Origin of the sequence: Flavobacterium sp. ov086 (assembly GCF_900187965.1) — a bacterium.
Lineage (GTDB): Bacteria > Bacteroidota > Bacteroidia > Flavobacteriales > Flavobacteriaceae > Flavobacterium.
In genome coordinates, this window is the sequence record NZ_FZNL01000006.1 from 1 (window position 1) to 19,259 (window position 19,259).

At 36.1% G+C, this 19,259-nt stretch carries 9 protein-coding genes; 4 read left to right on the top strand and 5 right to left on the bottom strand.

The features are described from left to right. Both CHB81_RS08565 and CHB81_RS08570 read right to left on the bottom strand, forming a co-directional pair. Positions 1-6,080, bottom strand: a 6,080-nt coding sequence (locus CHB81_RS08565) for an FG-GAP-like repeat-containing protein (protein ID WP_141130380.1), incomplete at its 3' end; no start/stop codon positions are given. Positions 6,081-6,219: 139 nt separating this feature from the next. Beyond that, positions 6,220-6,639, bottom strand: coding sequence for a hypothetical protein (locus CHB81_RS08570; protein ID WP_089351484.1), 420 nt, complete (start codon positions 6,637-6,639; stop codon positions 6,220-6,222). A 536-nt stretch (positions 6,640-7,175) separates the two neighbouring features. On the opposite strand from CHB81_RS08570, the gene CHB81_RS08575 reads away from it, so the two are divergent. From CHB81_RS08575 to CHB81_RS08590, 4 genes are all read left to right on the top strand, one after another. Then, a complete protein-coding gene (locus tag CHB81_RS08575) occupies positions 7,176-8,654 on the top strand; it encodes an ankyrin repeat domain-containing protein (RefSeq protein ID WP_089351485.1) in 1,479 nt (492 codons plus the stop codon). A 126-nt stretch (positions 8,655-8,780) separates the two neighbouring features. Next, on the top strand, positions 8,781-9,263 hold the full coding sequence (locus tag CHB81_RS08580) for a DUF2271 domain-containing protein (protein WP_089351486.1): 483 nt from the start codon (positions 8,781-8,783) through the stop codon (positions 9,261-9,263). Between the two features lie 83 nt (positions 9,264-9,346). Beyond that, on the top strand, positions 9,347-11,536 hold the full coding sequence (locus CHB81_RS08585) for a PepSY domain-containing protein (protein ID WP_089351487.1): 2,190 nt from the start codon (positions 9,347-9,349) through the stop codon (positions 11,534-11,536). 449 nt (positions 11,537-11,985) lie between these two features. Then, on the top strand, positions 11,986-12,993 hold the full coding sequence (locus tag CHB81_RS08590; protein WP_089351488.1) for an FAD:protein FMN transferase: 1,008 nt from the start codon (positions 11,986-11,988) through the stop codon (positions 12,991-12,993). Between the two features lie 254 nt (positions 12,994-13,247). On the opposite strand, the gene CHB81_RS08595 is transcribed toward CHB81_RS08590, so the two are convergent. The 3 genes from CHB81_RS08595 to CHB81_RS08605 are packed head-to-tail and all read right to left on the bottom strand — an operon-like array spanning position 13,248 to position 19,002. Beyond that, a complete protein-coding gene (locus CHB81_RS08595) occupies positions 13,248-14,651 on the bottom strand; it encodes an efflux transporter outer membrane subunit (protein ID WP_089351489.1) in 1,404 nt (467 codons plus the stop codon). Between the two features lie 19 nt (positions 14,652-14,670). Further along, entirely contained in the window at positions 14,671-17,835 is a 3,165-nt protein-coding gene (locus tag CHB81_RS08600; protein ID WP_089351490.1) for an efflux RND transporter permease subunit, read from the bottom strand. 6 nt (positions 17,836-17,841) lie between these two features. Continuing rightward, positions 17,842-19,002, bottom strand: a complete 1,161-nt coding sequence (locus CHB81_RS08605) for an efflux RND transporter periplasmic adaptor subunit (protein ID WP_089351491.1) — start codon at positions 19,000-19,002, stop codon at positions 17,842-17,844. Positions 19,003-19,259 lie beyond the last annotated feature (257 nt).

The window sequence follows — 19,259 nt, forward strand, 5'->3', positions numbered from 1 at the left end:
GCCGTAACTGCGGTAGTAGTAATTGTTGCTAAAGTAAGTAAATCTGCTTCTGTTTGGCCGTTTACAAATCCTGAGTAAGTGGCTGTTAAAGCCGGATTGACATCTCCGTAAACTTTAGTTTTATCGGCTGCAGTAACGGTTAATACCGCTGCTGTGACAGAACTCGAAACTGTGGGTACGTTAACCGTTGCTGCATTGTTACTCGTTAAAACAATATCTCCCGAATAATTACCAACCGGAGTTGTCCCTTTCAATCTTATATATACTGGTGTAGAAACGATAGTGCCCGCTGCACCAATGGTAACTGTATTTGTAAAAGTTATATTATCGCTGCTCACTTCAAATCCTGAAGGCGGAGTCACTAAAATTCCTTCGTACATATCTGTCGCCGAAACACTAAAAGTGCCTGATGCTGATGGAGTTCCATAAGTAGTTGTTAACGCAGATAAAGTACCCGTAGTTACAATTGTAGGTTCTGTTCTTGTTACTGTTACAGTATAAGTTTCTACTGTTGTACCATTTTGGGCAGTGACCACTGTATTGATTACATTTGGACCAACTACTAATGCAATTGCCCCAGATGGACTTCCGCTCGCTACTGTTAAACCATTTACGGTTACTGTTGCATTAGCATCTGTAGTTGTTGGTGTTAGAGTTAAACTTGTTACTGCATTAGATACTGTTGCCGTATAAGCTGTTGTTGCAGATGCAAAAACAGGCGTTAAAGTACCTGCACTAATAGTTAAATTACTTAAAGTTGCTATATTGCTTATTGTTGTTACTGGGGCTGGATTTCCTGTACTTACAGTAGAAAGATAGGTCTCTCTACCCGCTAAAGAGCCATTATATTCAACCGCCATTACCTGATAAGTTGTCGCAGGAAGCAGACCTGTTATATCTACTGATGTCCCTGTACCATTATAAATACAGTACCAGCCACTAGTTCCTATTTGCATCCCTGTTCCAAAAGCTGGATTAGCAGTATAAGTAGTATGATCAACCGGTAGAGGGCTGCCACTGGATCCTGCATACATAAACACTGCTCGCGATAATCCATTTCCAACTGTCCAGCTAGCAGTCGTTGTTGTTTCTGTTGTATTCACAAAAGTAACGTTGGTCGCTTGAATTGTTGGTGGAAACAAAGGATCATTACGAAAAACGGATATATTATTACCATCACCATTTGCTGTTGCTATATCGTTTTTGCCATCTCCATCATAATCTCCTATTATTACGTTTCTAGCATTAATATTATTAGCAAAATCTACTCTGGTGCCAAAAGTAATAGCCCCGCCAACTGGTGAAGTATTACGAAAAACAGCTAAGATTGCTCCTGAAGTAGCTGCAACTAAATCAGGATTACCGTCCCCATCTATATCACTAATTGCTACACCATTAGTATTATTTGCCGTTACAAGATTTATTTTAGGATCAAAATTAATATTCCCAATTCCTGTAGAACTATTTTTAAAAATAGATACATAAGCACTACCTGCATTAGCAGCTGCAATATCTGGTTTACCATCTTTATTAAAATCTCCTATTGCTACGTTATAACCGCTTGTTCCAATGACATATGAAACCTGAGTTGCAAACCCCACGGTACCAACTGTTGAAGTATTACGTAAAACCGATATAGCACCACTTAAATTAGCCGTAATTATATCCATTTTGCCATCGCCGTCCAAATCTGCACTTCCAATCGCCTGAGTTCTTCCGCTGGTTGCAAAATCTACTTTGGGTTCAAAATTAATATTCCCTATACCAGAAGAGATATTTCGCAAAACTGATATACTATTAGAATCTAAATTAGAAGTAACTAAGTCTGTTTTACCGTCTCCATCAACATCAATAATTGCAACGTCACTTGGTGATGTACCTGTTGTATAGGCCACCTTATTTGCAAAATTAATATTACCGGGTCCTGTAGAAATATTTCTAAAAACAGAAACTTCAGTTCCGGTTAGATTTGCTACAGCAAGATCTAATTTACCATCACCATCAAAATCTCCAGCACGTACACCTTTGGGAGCTGTTCCAGTTGTAAAATCTATTTTAGAAGCAAAAGAACCGGTATTAATCGTACCACTTGCAGCCGTATTACGGAAAACTGACATTGTATTACTCCCGGCATTTGTAGATACTAAATCATCTTTTCCATCTCCGTCAAAATCCCCACTAGCTAAACTTAAAACCACAGTGCCTGCAGTAAAATTTACTTTCGGCAATATATCATCTAAGGTTATAGTTCCTTTGTTTGGTGTAAAGGTTAGAGTAAATGGTATCATCGAATATCCTGTTAAAACAGTTGTTGTATTAGTAACTGAAATTGATTGATACGTAGTTCCTACCGGTACTGTTACAGTTAAACTTGTAGCTGTTGCAGCAGTAACAACTGCCTGGACAGCACCAAAAAACACCATGTTTTCTGCTATAGTTGGACCAAAATCGGTACCAGTTATAATTACTGTAGTACCTGCAGGACCATTAACAGGATTAAAACTTGTAATAACAGGTGGTGCCAAGGATCTTGTTACTGTTACAGTATAAGTTCCTATTGTTGTACCATCCTGAGCAGTTACTACAGTAGTAATAACATTTGAGCCAACCGCTAAAGCAATTGCTCCCGAAGGGCTTCCGCTTACTACTGCAACGCCGTTTACGGTTACTGTTGCATTAGCATCTGTAGTTGTTGGTGTTAGGGTTAAACTTGTGACTGCATTAGATACTATTGCGGTATAACTTGTTGTTGCTGTTGCAAAAACCGGAGTTAAAGTACCTGCACTAATACTTAAATTACTTAAAGTTGCTATATTACTTATTGTTGTTACTGCAGCTGGATTTCCTGTACTTACTGCCGTTTGATACATTTGGTTTCCTGCAGTTCCATTATACTCCAAAGTCATCACCTGATAAGTTGTTGCAGGAGTCAAACCTGTTACATTTACTGTCGTTCCTGCACCATTATAAATACAATACCAGCCTGTTGTACCAATTTGGGTTCCGGTTCCAAAAGCTGTATTTGCAGTATAAGTAGTTAAATCAACTGGTAATGGGGTACCGCTTGCTCCCTTGTACATAAATACTGCTCTTGATGTTCCGTTACCATTTGTCCAGCTAACATTAGTGCTAGTACTTGTAGTAGTATTAAAAAGAACGTTCGTAGCCTGAGTTATTGGAGCAAGTAATGGATTATTACGAAAAACGGAAATACCCAATCCATTATTATTCGCGACCACAATATCATTTTTACCATCGCCGTCTAAGTCTCCAATTGCAGTCATATAAACACTGCTGGCAGAAGTAAAATCAACCTTATTAGCAAAACTAATCGGGCCGCCTGATAAACTTGTATTACGTAAAACTGATAATGAGCCGCTATTACGGCTGGATGCCGCCAAGTCAACATTTCCGTCGCCATCCAGATCACCAATTGCTATACTTGAAGCTGTAGAACCAGCGGGAAAATCTATTTTAGGGTCAAAGTTAATATTTCCAATTCCCGAAGAAGTATTATTAAAAACTGATATCACACTACCTCCAAAATAACCAATAATCAAATCTATTTTGCCGTCTTTATTTAAATCTCCCGTCATTATACCACCTGAACTTGAATTTGTAGCAAAATCAACTTTAGTATTAAAACTTATAGTTCCTATAACTGATGTATTACCTAAGACCGATAAAACACCAGATCCAAGATTACTTACTGCTAAATCATTTTTACCATCACCGTCAAGGTCGCCTATAGCTACATAAACAGGATTTGTACCAACAGTAAAGTCCTGTTTGACAGCAAAACTGATATTTCCAACACCAGACGATGTGTTTCGTAAAACAGATACTGTACTTGCTGCATAATTAACCGAAACCAAATCAGCCTTACCATCTCCATCAATATCACCAATTGCAACATCATAACTATTTAGATTTGTACCAAAAGATGTCGAAGCAGCAAAACTAATATTCCCAATTCCTGATGATGTATTTCGTAAAACAGTAACAGCATTACTAGTACGGTTTGATACTGCAATATCTAATTTACCATCACCGTCTAAATCACCTACTGCAAGACCTAGGGTAGAATTACCTGCTGAAAAATCTACCTTAGGCGCAAGTGAACCGGCATTGATAGTGCCGCTTGTCGCTATATTACGAAATATTGACACCGTACCTGAGCCATAAAGTGATGCAATATCAACCTTACCATCTCCATCAAAATCCCCTATTTTTACGTTCCAGGTAGATGAAGCGCCAAAATCAACTTTAGGCATTATATCATTGGTAGTAATATTTGCTTTGTTTGGTGTAAAAGTGCTAATAAATCCTGTTGCTGAGTATCCTGTTAAAACAGTTGTTGTATTAGTAACTGAAATTGGTTGATAAGTAGCTTCTATAGGTACTGTAACGGTTAAACTTGTTGTTGTCGCTGCTGTTACAACTGCTTTAACTGCTCCAAAAAACACCGTGTTTTCTGCTAAAGTTGCACCAAAATTAGATCCGCTTATGGTTACAGTAGTACCTGCAAGGCCACTCGCCGGGCTAAAACTTGTAATTATTGGCGGAGGTCCGCCCGCAGCAAGCCTGGTTATCGTCAGCGTATAAGTTTCTGTTGCTATACCATCTGTTGCTGTTACAATTTTGGTTATTATATTTGATCCTACATTCAAGGCAATTGTACCTGATGCATTTCCGCTTAATACCGGTACACCATTTACAGTTATTGCGGCATTACTATCTGTAGCTGCAGGAGTTACTGTTATCCCGGTAGTATAGAAATCTACTGTTGCAGTATAATTTGTAGTTCCTGATGCAAAAACCGGACTTAAGGTTCCCGCACTTAAACTCAAATTACTCAATGTCGCAATATTATTACTAAGAGCAAGAGTTGTAAATCCCGCAGGGTTTCCTGTACTTGTTGTTGTAAGATGCAGTTCATTACTTAATGAACCATTATACTCCAGAGTCATAACCTGATAAGTCGTTAAAGGAGATAAACCTGTAATATTTACCGTTGTACCAATGCCTTTGTACACACAAAACCAGCCCGTTGATCCAATTTCAGTGCCTGAACCAAAAACCGAATTAGCCGTATATGCAAAATAATTCAACGGTGCAGCACTACCGCTTGCTCCGGCATGAACAAATACTACTCTGGATGCCCCATTTCCGTTTGTCCAACTAATTGTGGTACTTGTTGCAGCAGTATTACTAAAAATAAGATTGCTTGCCTGAACCGTTGGTACATCTACATTTACAATTCCGATATTAGAAGCAAAGAAAGTAGGACTTATGTTTAGAGCCGCAGAACCCGTTCCTCCCCATGTTCCGGTAGAATTTGATCCGTTAAGTGATAGCAAAAATGTTGAGTGAATAAATGTTCCTAAATCTGCAATTACTCCTGTATGGATTGACAAGGTATTATTTACTGCTAAGGCACTATCAAAAGTCTTAATTCCTGCGCCGGACAAAGTAAGATTATTATAAATATAACTACCATTTACCGTTTGTGCTGCAAGGCCATTATAATTTACCTCCCCAATACCCGGAGTTAAAGAACCACCGGTTATAGTGCCTCCAATATTTAATGAACCAATGCCAGTAAAAGCTATATTATTCTGAAGCTCCGATCCTATCATCGTAACATTTCCTGCAACATTTACAGTTCCTGTATCAATAGTCAAATGAGATTTTCTAGTATCATTTGTACCAGCTTCCATAGTAATTCCTCCTGCTCCCAGTGTTCCTGCTCCTATAGCAAACGTAGTAGTACCGTTATCAACGGTTGGAGCAGTAATTGTAATTTCTCCACTAACGGCTAAAGTTCCTGATGTATTAATAGTCAAGCTACTCCCTGCATCCAAAACAAGTGTAGCGCAGGTTGCCCCCGAAGCAGAAATTATTGGCTGATTGACTACGGAGGGTATGACAACATTCTCTAATACTTGTGGAGCTAATCCAAGACTCCAGTTTAAACCATTTTCCCATGCTGTACTTGTTGCACCTGTCCAGGTATTGGTTTGTCCATACCCAAAATTAAACAAGAGCGATACCAGTATAATAAGTATATTTTTATTCATATTATTCTATTTTAAATTGGAAAAAAAGGGAACAATTATGTAATAAACCTGTCATCAAAAATTGATTTTGACAAGCATTATTTCTTATTAATAAAAACCTATCAGATTTTTATTAACTTAATTCTATGTAAAAAATGTGCTAAATAGGAGTGTAAAAGTGCTCATTATCAGATGCGATAATAAAGACAGAAAAGGTATGTATGAAATCGTTTTTTATTCCAAAATCTGCTATTCTATTTAAACTAAAAACAGTAGTCGTAATTAAGAAATCAGTTTTTGGATGCTTAGTATTTGTAGTTGCGATATTGTTTTTTCTCAACGAGTAGCTAGTAACAAACAGAGCTTTCGGAAAAGTAACTAAGTTAATACCGGTATCTATGGCTCGAAGTGAGCCATGGTTTAAATCAACAGTTGTTGAAACCGCTCTAACTTTAGTTTGGGAAACTTTAAAGAATAAACTATTTTGACGCGCAGCCGCATTTTGAAAAGCTAACAAAAAAGCCATCCAATAAAACAAAAACGATATTCTCATAAAAGGAAAAGTAAATTTTCTATCCATTCCAAGTAGTATTAAAATTTAAAAAAAATGTGATTGTAAACAAACTGTTTTAAGGAAGGAGTAGAAATTTGTAGGATGTGCTGTAAATACATTTAAAAACCCTTAAAAAAAATAAAACAAAACTTACTTTGTTTTTCAGATACAACTAATAATCAATCAATTATACAAACGTAAATTTACTATGATTTGATCCTTTTTTTTTTTTAAACCCTTAAAGATTGTTTCATTTTATAAAATGAAACAACATGTTTATTTTGCAACAATGCGAAAAATGAATTTATGTTATTAAGACAAGCCTCTCTTTTGCATTTAAAATTTCAGTTCAAAAAATAAAAAACGGATCACTTTACCAAAGAATCAAAAAATTACGAATCTTAAAAAATCATTAAAATATGGGCTTTCCTCCTTAAATAAAATTGATATACTAATATTATTTTTTACATTTGCGCTATTTTTATTTATTCTAAATAGATTACTAAAAATGTATTCTACCTAGAAAATAAACCAGAACCAATTACAAACAAAAATATCTTAGTATGAAAAAGAACTTCTTTCTTTGTTTCGCATTAGCCACCACATTATTTGTTAGTGCCCAGCAAAAAAACACATTATTGGAAGCTTCTTTTTGGAAAACAGCACCGGATGTTACAACCGTTCAAGCTGAAATCACAAAAGGAAACAGCGCATCTGAAGCAAACTCAAATGCATTTGATGTAACAACTCTTGCTATTAATAACGATGCCCCTTTTGCTACTATAAAATTCTTATTGGATCAACCGGGAAATCCATTAAATAAAATGACCCATGATAATCGTATTTATTTGCACTGGGCAGCTTATAGAGGAAATATTGAATTAACAGAATATCTTATTACCAAAGGTTCTGATGTTAATCTTGAAGACAGCCATGGTACTACTCCACTTGCTTTTGCTGCTTCCAACGGACAAACTAATCCTAAACTTTATGAGATATTTTTTAAAGCAGGAATCGATCCAAAAAAGAAATATGCTGATGGTGCAAACCTTTTACTAATGGCAATTCCATCTGATAAAGATCTTACTTTTAGCGACTATCTTATTACTAAAGGATTATCTCTTAAAGATGTTGATAATAACGGAATTACTGCTTTTGACTACGCTGCAAGAACAGGAAACATAACTCTTCTAAAAAAATTATTAGACAGAAAAGTTAAATATACAGACAACGCACTTATTATCGCAAGTCAGGGAAATCGTAGAGAAACAACTTCGCTCGAAGCCTATAATTTTTTAGTTGAAGAAGTAAAAATTAAAGCAACAGCAACTAACAAATCTGGCGAAAACGTATTGCATTTTCTAGCTACAAAACCAAATCAAAAAGAAATTATCGCCTATTTTTTAGCAAAAGGTGTTGACGTTAATAAAGTTAATAAGGAAGGGAATACTCCTTTTATGATTGCTGCAGGAGCCAGAGAAAATGGTGCATTAGAGCAATTATTAGCAACAGCAAAAAATATCAACTTACAAAATTTAAAAGGAGAATCGGCTTTGACAATTGCTGTAAAATTAGGAACTCCAGAAGCTGTTTCAATACTTTTAGCAAAAGGCGCAGATATTAAAGTAACAGATAAAGACGGTAACAACTTAGGATTGTATTTAGTACAATCTTTCAGACCAGGACCTAAACAAGAATCTTTTGATGCCAAAGTAAAATTACTTCAGGAAAAAGGATTAAACCTTGCCGCTCCACAAAAAGACGGAAGTACATTATATCATTTTGCTGTTGCTAAAAACGATTTATCTTTGTTAAAAAAACTAGCCGATTTAAAAATTGATGTAAATGCAAAAAACAAAGATGGTATGACGGCACTGCACAAAGCTGCAATGATTGCCAAAGACGATTCGATTTTAAAATACTTAATCTCGATAGGTGCAAAAAAAGATATCACAACAGAATTTGATGAAAGTGCTTATGCTTTAGCAAAAGAAAACGAATCTCTGACCAAACAAAATGTATCTATTGAATTTTTAAAATAGCTAAGAAAGTTATGAGTTATGAATTATGAGTTTTTAGTTAAAAATTTAAAATCAAGTCCATAACTTATAATTCATAACCTACAGCCCACAACTAATAACTTATAATTCATAATTCATAACTTACACATGAAATCAATATTTAAAATAGCCCTTACCGCTGCATTAATCTGTCTAATTTCGTTTCAGGCATCAGCACAAAGCAGCAAATACAAATGCATGCTTCAAATGTCAAATTATATGGGAGAAGGCGCTTACATTGTAGTTTCGTTAATTAATCTGAAAGGAGATTACGAAAAAACACTTTATGTAATGGGCGACGATAAAAAATGGTACAAATCATTGAAAGAATGGAATAAATTCCAAACTCAAAAACACGAGGATATCAGTGCAAAAACGGGAGCATCTGTTACAGGCGGAGATCGCAGCATTACGACAATCGAAATTGAAGATTCTAAAATCAACAAAGGATATAAATTAAGATTTGAATCGGCGGTTGAAGATCAGAAATATCATGTAACTGATGTTGAAATCCCGCTTACAACTGAAGGTCTTGCTGATAAGACAGAAGGTAAAGGTTATATAAGATATGTAAGATTAAACAAAATTTAATACCTTATCCCAACAAGCTTTGTCAAAGTTTAAAACTTTGACAAAGCTTAATACACATTTGATTACCCTTTAGCTTACACTCAATGACTCTCTCTTTTTGGCGCTACACACACTTAGCTTTGGCTTTGTTTTCTTCTTTATTTCTATTGCTGGCATCTGTAACAGGTATTATTTTGGCAGTAGATGCAGTTCAGGAAAAAACACTTCCGTACAAAGTAGAAAATTTTGACGCCATAACTTTAGGAGAAACGCTTCCCGTTTTAAAAAAGTCATATTCCGAAATTACCGAGTTAAGCGTCGATTACAATCAGTTTGTAACCCTACAGGCAATCGATGCCGATGGTAACGATATTAATGCTTATATTAATCCTAAAACAGGGAAAAAACTAGGGAAACCAGTAAAAAAAACGGAGTTTATTCAATGGGTAACCGGCTTACATCGTTCGTTGTTTCTTCATGAAACCGGACGTTTTTTTGTGGGTGTAATTTCCTTTTTACTGGTATTGATTGCAATTTCAGGTTTTACTCTGGTTCTCAACAGACAAAGAGGAATTCGTAATTTCTTTTCGAAAGTTATAAAAGAGTATTTTGCTCAATATTATCATGTCGTTTTAGGAAGATTAGCCTTGATTCCTATTCTGATTATTGCACTTACAGGAACTTATTTATCTCTGGAAAGATTCAACTTTTTCATGGGCGAAAAGAAGGAAAAAGAAAAATCAGAAACTGTAGCGCCAGTCAAAAAAAATACTTCCGAAAATATCTTTAAAACGACACTTTTAGCTGATGTAAAGAAAATCGAATTTCCTTTTACAGATGATCCCGAAGAATATTATATCATTGAATTAAAAGACAGAGAAATTGAAGTTAATCAGGTTACTGGTGCTGTAATTACGCAGAAACTTTCGCCAATGACAACTCAATTTGCTAATTTAAGCCTTGATCTTCATACTGGAAGAATAAACGGAATTTGGGGCATAATCCTTGCCATTGCCTGCGTTAACATCCTCTTTTTTATCTATTCCGGTTTTGCAATTACCTTAAAAAGAAGGTCGAGCCGAATTAAAAATAAATTCAAAGCCAACGAAAGTAAATACATTTTACTGGCGGGTTCTGAAAACGGAAGCACTTTACGCTTTGCAAATGCAATCCAGAAGCAATTAATCGATCGTGGAGAAAAAGCACACATAGCTGAATTGAATAACTATAATCTTTTTCCAAAAGCAGAACATATTATCGTTTTCTCATCCACTCACGGTTTAGGAGATGCCCCTTCTAACGGTAACAAATTTTTATCTCTTTTAATGAAACACAAGCAAGAACAAAAAATCAATTTTTCGGTAATTGGTTTTGGTTCGAAAGCCTATCCTGATTTTTGTGGTTTTGCAGTTGAAATTGATCAGCTTTTGGCAACTCAAAATTGGGCAGAACGTTTTCTGGAATTACAAACCGTAAACGATAAATCGGCAGAAGAATTTGTAAACTGGATAAAATTATGGAGTGCAAAAACTGAAATTCCATTGGCAACAACGCCTTCTTTATACAATCATGCGCCAAAAGGTTTATCAAAATTAATGGTACTGGATAAAACATTGGTTTCAGAAACCGAACAAACTTTTCTCGTTACATTACGTGCCAATATGAGAACCAAATTTACCTCTGGAGATTTATTAGCTATTTATCCTGAGAATGATACCAGAGAACGTCTGTATTCAATTGGAAATCATTCGGGAAACATTCAACTGGTAGTAAAATTACATCCTCATGGATTAGGTTCCCGATTTTTGAATAATCTTGAAGCAGGAAATACGATTAAAGCCAGAATTATCAATAATCACGCTTTTCATTTTCCTAAAAAAGCCTCTAAAGTTGCTTTAATTTCTAACGGAACGGGAATTGCTCCTTTTCTGGGAATGATTGAACAAAACAAGAAAAAAACCGAAACTCATTTGTATTCCGGCTTCCGAATGGAAACAGAAACTGTCTTGGGATATAAAAAGTTTACTTCGGAAATGATCGAGAAAAAACAACTTCATAGTTTTCATTTGGCATTATCCCGTGAAGCAAATCAGTTTTATGTAATGGATTTAATCAAACGTGATGCCGATTTTTTTACTGATTTATTGCAACAAGGCGGAGTAATCATGATTTGTGGTTCTCTTGCAATGCAAAAAGATGTAGAATCGATTTTAGACAGTTTATGTCTGGCAAAGAAAACGAAGAGCATTTCAGAATATAAAGAAAATGGTCAGGTTTTAACGGATTGTTATTAGTTTAAAATTGCACCGTTAGCCACAAAAGGCTGGTAAAAACAATAATTTGGAAAAATTTTAATGTGCCGTTAGGCGCAAAAGGGGAAATCCAATGGAACAATTTGTTAAGGACAATATCTTATCACTTTGTTTCTGTTCCATCGGAACATCGCATTGGTAACCTAATAAATACGGCGTTTTTTCACGTTCTGTAGGAACGTTTGATTTTATAAATAATATTGGTAAAAACAAATACAGATTACATATACAATTTCTCAAACGTTCCAATGGGACGATGTTTCTCACGATGCATATTTTTTGCTACCAATGAGATGTTCCGATGGAATACCATCTATAATATCTTAACTTAATGGCATTGCCCAGCGGGGCATCATATTTATAGAAATTAATTCCATTTATTTCAGAAACCCCATCGGGGGAAATATATTAGCAATCAAATAAAAATATTAATGCATAAATCAATCTTAAATAAGCTTTTAATTTTTTCTGTGATGCTTTGCTGTTTATCCGGCAATTCACAAGTTTTAAGAAAACGAACCACGCTGCTTATGGGTGGACGTTTTGATATTACAATTGTTGCAAATGATTCGCTTGAAGCGGAAAAAAATATAGACGCTGTTATTGCCGAAATTACACGAATTGAAAATCTAATCTCAGACTGGAAACCAGATTCACAAGTTTCAGAAGTAAATCAGAATGCCGGAATTCACCCTGTAAAAGTTGACAGGGAAGTTTTTGAATTAACACAAAGAGCAATACAATTTTCTGAAGCCACAAAAGGCGGTTTTGATGTAAGCTTTGCGGCAATGGACAGAATCTGGAAATTTGACGGATCAATGACCGAAATGCCTTCGGCGGAAGCCATAAAAAAATCAGTCGAAAAAGTGGGCTACAAAAACATTATTCTCGATAGTGTACAATCAACTATTTTTCTAAAATTAAAAGGAATGAAAATCGGATTTGGCGCTTTGGGCGAAGGATACGCAACCGATAAATGTCGCACCATGATGTTGGCAAAAGGCATAAAAGCAGGAATTATAAACGGCTCCGGAGATATGAGTACCTGGGGAAAACAACCTAACGGAAATCCTTGGAAAATTGGTATCACAAACCCATTTAATCCTGAAAAGCTTTTGGCAACGATTCCCTTAGAGCAACATGCTATTACAACATCAGGAAGCTATGAAAAATTTGTAATCTTTAATGGTGTCCGATATTCCCATATCATCAATCCGGCAACAGGATATCCGGCAACAGGATTATGCAGTGTAACTGTCCTTGGTCCCGATGCCGAAACCGCAAACGGATTAAGCACTTCTCTTATGGTTTTAGGACAAAAAAAAGGACTTATTTTACTTCAAAAATATCCTAAATACAGCTGCTTAATGATTACCGATGATGGAAAAGTTGTGAAATCAAAAAACTTTAAGATAAAGAAGTTTAAAGCTAAGTTTTAGCGAAAGAAACCGAATTATCATTGTCAATCCTGACAGAGGAAGAATCTTCAAAAGTAACTCGACAAAAGTTTACACACAACATATCCACAAGGTATGTCTTTGCGAGGACTTGGCTTATCTAATAAAAAAACCTTTATCAAAGCTACTTACACTCTTTGTTTTAAAGTTTCTCAAAGTTTTTAGACATAAAAAAACTCCTGCTTAAAGCAGGAGTTTTTCATTTTAACAACCTAATTAACAGTGAGGACAAAAATCTATTTCCATCCACCACCTAAAGCACGATACAAATCAACAACTGCTTGTAATTTTTGTAAATCATCATTGATACCACTCAATTGAGCAGCCAATAAGTTTTGTTCAGATGTCAGTACATCTGTATAATTGGTAGCCGAACTATATTCTAAAAGCTGTTGGGTAAAATCCACTGATTTTATCAATGCTTCAATTTGTTTTTTTCTGGAATCTTCTTTTTCAACTGCCATTTCATAAGCATACAAAGCATTTGAAACTTCTTGTCCCGCAACCAAAAGGCTTTGTTGGAAATTGTTTAATGCCTGTACTTGCTTAGATTGTGCAGTTGTTAATCGGGCTTTGTTTAATCCCTGATTAAAAAGTGGTTGTGTTAATCCTCCAATCAAAGAATAAAAAACAGAATTACTGAAAAAATCCGTCAATTGCAGGTTCGAGAATCCTCCACTTGCTGTCAATGTCAAACTTGGATAAAAATAAGTCTTAGCCATATTTGTCATTTCAAAAGCTGTTCTGAAATTAAATTCCGCCTGACGGACATCCGGACGATTTTCTAACAATTGAGCCGGTAAACCAACTGCAATATTTTCAGGAACTACCTGAGTTCCTAACGTTCCTCTGTCTATTGTTCCCGGAGCCTGACCTAACAAAATATTCAAAGCATTTTCAGTCTCGCGAATGTTTCTTTTTAAATCCGGAATCAATACTTCGGCCGCATGCTGGTTGGCTTCACTTTGCACAACGGCTGCTCCCGTAACTATTGCACCTTCTTTTAAAGCTTTGATAGTTTCGACATTTTTAATACGGCTTTCTAATGTTTCTTTTGTAATTTCTAATTGTTTGTCATAAGCCAGTAATAAAAAATAATTATTAGCAATATCAGAAATCAATTGCGTCTGAACGGCTTGTTTTGCAGCATCTGTAGAAAGATAAGTGGCTAAAGCGGCTCTTTTAGAACTGCTTAATTTTCCCCAGATATCCGCTTCCCAAGACGTACTTAAACCTAATTTATAAGTCGTAGTAAGCGTATTGATATTAATTCCTGCCGGAAAGTTTAATCCAGCCTCAGACTGTTTCGTATGCGTTGCATTAGCATCAATATTCAGAGTTGGATAATACGCTAATTTTGCCTGACGCATAGAAGCACGTGCCTGAACGATGTTTTCAATTGCATTTTTCAGGTTTAGGTTTTGATCCAATCCTTTCTGAATTAAAGCATTCAGTTTCTCATCTTTAAAAACACTTTGCCAAGGCATACTCGCAATCGTAGTCGAATCTACAGAAGCCTGATCACGATACAACTTATCTGCTGATACCGTTTTGGGACGCTCGTATTTTTGGGTAACGCAGGCACTCAAAAGAGTGGCTGCAATTACCATTACAATATATTTATTTGAACTATGAGTCATCTTTGTATTAATTAAATTATTACTCCTTATGAGCTTCTATAAGTTGTGGTTCCTCGTCATCTTCATCATCATAACCATCTTTGGCCGGACCGCTTATTTTTTCCTGTAAAGTCTGGAAAATGATAAACAATATCGGAATAACAAATACTCCCAAAATGGTTCCTATTAACATTCCTCCAACAGCTCCTGTACCAATAGATTTGTTACCCACGGCTCCCGCTCCACTAGCAAACATTAACGGTACAAGTCCTAAAATAAAGGCAAAAGAGGTCATTAAAATTGGTCGTAAACGTGCTACGGCTCCTTCAATTGCAGCTTGTACAATTGGCATTCCTTTTCTTCGCCTGTCCAGAGCAAATTCGACAATCAAAATACCGTTCTTCGCCAGTAATCCAATCAACATGATTAAGGAAATCTGCAGATAAATATTACTGTTTAACTTGAATATAATCGAGAACAAATAAGCTCCTGCCAGTCCAAACGGAATTGATAATAATACTGCAAATGGCAATATATAACTCTCATATTGTGCACTTAACAAGAAATAAACAAACACAAGACATAATAGAAAGATAAAAACAGTTTCACTTCCTGAAGCTAATTCTTCACGTGTTAATCCGGAGAATTCATAACCATAACCAGCAGGAAGATTTTCTGCCGCCACTTCCTGAATGGCTTTAATAGCATCTCCTGAACTAAATCCCGGATTTGGTGCACCTGTAATCGAAATCGAGGTAAACAAGTTAAATCTTGAAATTGATTCCGGTCCAAAAACTCTCGTCATTTTTATAAACTCGGTAATTGGAGCCATTGTTCCGGCACTATTTCTAACGAAGATTTTATTTAATCCTTCTGTATTAGTACGGAATTCCGGAGAAGCCTGTACCATAACACGATATTGTTTTCCGAATTTATTGAAATTCGAAGCATACAATCCACCGTAATACCCTTGCATTGTTGACAAAATCGTATTTACCAGAACTCCTGCATCTTTGGCTTTTGCCAAATTAATCTCCATCATATATTGCGGGAAACCAGGATTAAACGGGGTTGTTGCATATTGTATTTCCGGACGTTTAGAAAGCTTTTCTAAAAAATCAGTATTTACTTTAAAGAATTCTGCTGTTGTATGTCCGCCTTTATCCTGCAATTGAAATTCAAATCCACCACTTTGTCCAAATCCTGAAATTGTTGGTGGCGAAATGAAGAAGATATTAGCTTCACGAATTCCGCTTGTTTTTGCAAAAAGCTGACCAATTACATCATTAACACTTAAATCACGTTTTTCCCACGTTTCCAGTTTTATAATAACCATACTGTAAGCACTTCCCGCTCCCGCTGTAAAGTTTTGTCCCACTATACGAAGTGTATTTTTAACTCCCGGAATCGTTTTGGCTATACTGTCTACTCTCTTAGCAATTACGTCAGAACGCTCCATAGAAGCTGATGGCGGTAAGCTAATATTGGCAAAAACAGTACCTTGATCTTCCGCAGGAACGAAAGCTGAAGGAGTCGTTTTCATCATATAAAATAATGCTGCACTCGAAATAAGAATAGCCGCTAATACAATCCATTTTTTAACCGATAGAAATTGAACCGAACGTTTGTATCTACCCGTTACATTATCAAATGCAACGTTAAACGAGGTATAAAATCTTTGAATAAAACTTTGATGTTTATGATCGTCAGCATGTGGTTTTAAAAGCAAGGCACACAATGCAGGACTTAATGTCAAGGCGTTAATCGCCGAAAGAATAATCGCCACCGCTAACGTGATACCAAATTGCTTATAGAAAACCCCGGTAGATCCGTTAATAAACGTAACCGGAATAAATACCGCTGCCATGACAAGTGTGATCGAAATAATCGCACCCGAAATTTCGTCCATCGCATCAATTGTAGCTTTCTTAGACGATTTATAACCATGATCCAGTTTGGCATGCACCGCCTCGACGACAACAATGGCATCATCGACGACAATACCAATGGCTAGAACCATCGCAAAAAGCGTTAATAAGTTAATCGTAAACCCAAATAAATTCAGGAAGAAAAACGTACCTACAATCGCAACCGGAACTGCAATTGCCGGAATTAATGTTGATCTAAAATCCTGAAGGAAAATAAATACCACAATGAAAACCAATATAAAAGCTTCAATTAAAGTATGAATTACCTTTTCGATAGAAGCATCAAGATTTTCGTTAACGTCAACAAGAATAGTATATTTTACTCCTTTTGGAAAAGTCTTTGCAGCTTCTTCAATCAATTTTTTAGAGTTGATGATTACATCACGAGCATTAGATCCCGGCGTCTGGCTAATTGCCATCGCTGTAGATTCTATACCGTTTGTTTTGGTCGTTGAGGCATAACTTAATGATCCAAGTTCAACTTTGGCAACATCTTTTAATCGTAACATTTGTCCGTTACCAATCGATTTAATGATGATATCCCCAAATTCCTTGTCGCTCGTTAAACGCCCTTTATATTTAATTACATATTGAAAAGCCTGATTTCCATTCTCACCAAATTTACCTGGTGCAGCTTCTATATTTTGTTCTGCCAAAGCAGCCGAAATATCACTCGGTATCAGTTTGTATTGCTGCATTACATCCGGTTTCAGCCAGATTCTCATGGAGTAATCGTTTGCTCCAAAAACCGTTACATCTCCTACTCCAACCACACGTTGAATTTGCGGAACAAGGTTGATTTTAGCATAATTTTGAAGGAAAGTCTGACTGTAAGCATTTCCATCACTATATAAAGAGAAAATCAACAAGTTACTACTCTGACTTTTCGTTACCGTTACACCCGCCTGTGTTACCTCTACCGGTAATAAACTGGTGGCTCTCGAAACCCTGTTTTGAACGTTTACCGCTGCTAAATCAGGATTTGTTCCTACTTTAAAGAAGATTTTTATAGATGCATTTCCGTCATTTGTCGCCGTAGAAGTCATGTAAGTCATGTTCTCTACCCCGTTAATTTGCTCTTCCAACGGAATCACAATACTTTTCAAAACCACATCAGCATTGGCTCCGGTATAACTTGCGGAAACGTTTACTGTTGGCGGAGCAATATCAGGATATTGAGAAATAGGCAGCTCAATAAGTCCTAAAACTCCCAGAATGACAATAATAACAGATATTACTGTCGAAAGAACAGGTCTTTGTATGAATATTTTAAACATTTTTTCTTATTTTAAGTCGGCATAAACCGATTCTTGACTCTGATTTTTAGGTTTGATCTCGCTTCCGTCTTTTAAAGAAGCAACTCCTTCCAGAACAATTTGATCTCCCGTTTTTAATCCTTCCGTTACTACATAATAATTTCCGGCACTATTTTCAAAAACTTTGATACTAACATTTTTAGTTTTTCCGTCTTTTCCAACCGTAACTGCAAACATTTTGTCTTGAAGTTCAAACGTCGCACTTTGCGGAATCAATAGCTTTTCATTTATTTGTGTTGGAATTTTTACGGTTGCACTGCTTCCGCTTCTGATAATAGCTTTTGGATTAGCGAAACGTGCTCTAAAAGTAACCGAACCTGTTTCGGTATTAATTAATCCGTTTACAGTTTCAACATATCCTTTTTCACCATACAAAGAACCATCTGAGAGTAATAATGAAACGGCAGGTATTTTTTTGATTACCTGAGTCAGAGAGCTTCCTTCAGCAGTTTGAGTAAAATCTAAAAGTTTTTTTTCATTCAATGCAAAATAAGCATAAACGTTGCCAATGCTGGAAACCGTTGTCAAAGGTTCAGCGGTTGAGGAACCAACTAAACTTCCTAAACGAAACGGAATAGAACCTACAACTCCATTAACCGGACTTGTTACGGTTGTATATCCCAAATTGGTTTTAGCATTTACTAGTGTAGCATTTGCCTGCGCTAATGTTGCCAAAGCCGATTCGTAAGTATATTGTGCCGATTCTAAATCATATTTACTGATGATCCCTTTTTCGACCAAAGGTTTTACTTTGTTTACCGCCAGTTTTGCCGCACTCAAGTTTGCCTGAGCGCTTTTTATACTTGCTGTTGCAGTACGTACCTCCTGCTCATATTCTGGTGCACTAATTTTAAACAATGGTTGTCCAACTTTTACAACGGCACCTTCATCAACAAAAATCTTATCAATATATCCTTCTACCCTTGGGCGGATTTCTATATTTTGTTGTCCCTGAATAGTTGCAGGAAAATCAGTATACAAGGTCGCTGATTTAGGTTCTAAAGTCAGAGTTTTATACTCTTTAACTTGTGGTGCGCCGCCAGCCTGAGCCGATTTGTCATTTTTATTTCCGCATGAAGCGATGATAACTGACGCAGCAATAATGCTTAAAAAAGATTGCTTATTCATTTTGATGAAATATGAGATTATCTATTTATTAAGAAGCAAAAGAACTAAAACTCTTCAAGCGAAATTTTTCAAATAGACGTAGCCCTTGGTACAATCGATAGATATGCGATAAGAACCGATAAAAGCAGAATCTGCTAAAAATCGCATTTTTAAAAGAAACTCATCGGTTCTAAAAGGGTTTTTATGGACTGTAATTCCATTTTTAGCGATCGGTTAATTATCGAAAGCAAATAAAATGTAATATTGTCCTTAAAATC

What these genes read in the sequence shown, in the direction of transcription:
- CHB81_RS08570 (WP_089351484.1), bottom strand. Translation starts at nt 6,639, where the DNA reads ATGGATAGAAAATTTACTTTTCCTTTTATGAGAATATCGTTTTTGTTT.
- CHB81_RS08575 (WP_089351485.1), top strand. Translation starts at nt 7,176, where the DNA reads ATGAAAAAGAACTTCTTTCTTTGTTTCGCATTAGCCACCACATTATTT.
- CHB81_RS08580 (WP_089351486.1), top strand. Translation starts at nt 8,781, where the DNA reads ATGAAATCAATATTTAAAATAGCCCTTACCGCTGCATTAATCTGTCTA.
- CHB81_RS08585 (WP_089351487.1), top strand. Translation starts at nt 9,347, where the DNA reads ATGACTCTCTCTTTTTGGCGCTACACACACTTAGCTTTGGCTTTGTTT.
- CHB81_RS08590 (WP_089351488.1), top strand. Translation starts at nt 11,986, where the DNA reads ATGCATAAATCAATCTTAAATAAGCTTTTAATTTTTTCTGTGATGCTT.
- CHB81_RS08595 (WP_089351489.1), bottom strand. Translation starts at nt 14,651, where the DNA reads ATGACTCATAGTTCAAATAAATATATTGTAATGGTAATTGCAGCCACT.
- CHB81_RS08600 (WP_089351490.1), bottom strand. Translation starts at nt 17,835, where the DNA reads ATGTTTAAAATATTCATACAAAGACCTGTTCTTTCGACAGTAATATCT.
- CHB81_RS08605 (WP_089351491.1), bottom strand. Translation starts at nt 19,002, where the DNA reads ATGAATAAGCAATCTTTTTTAAGCATTATTGCTGCGTCAGTTATCATC.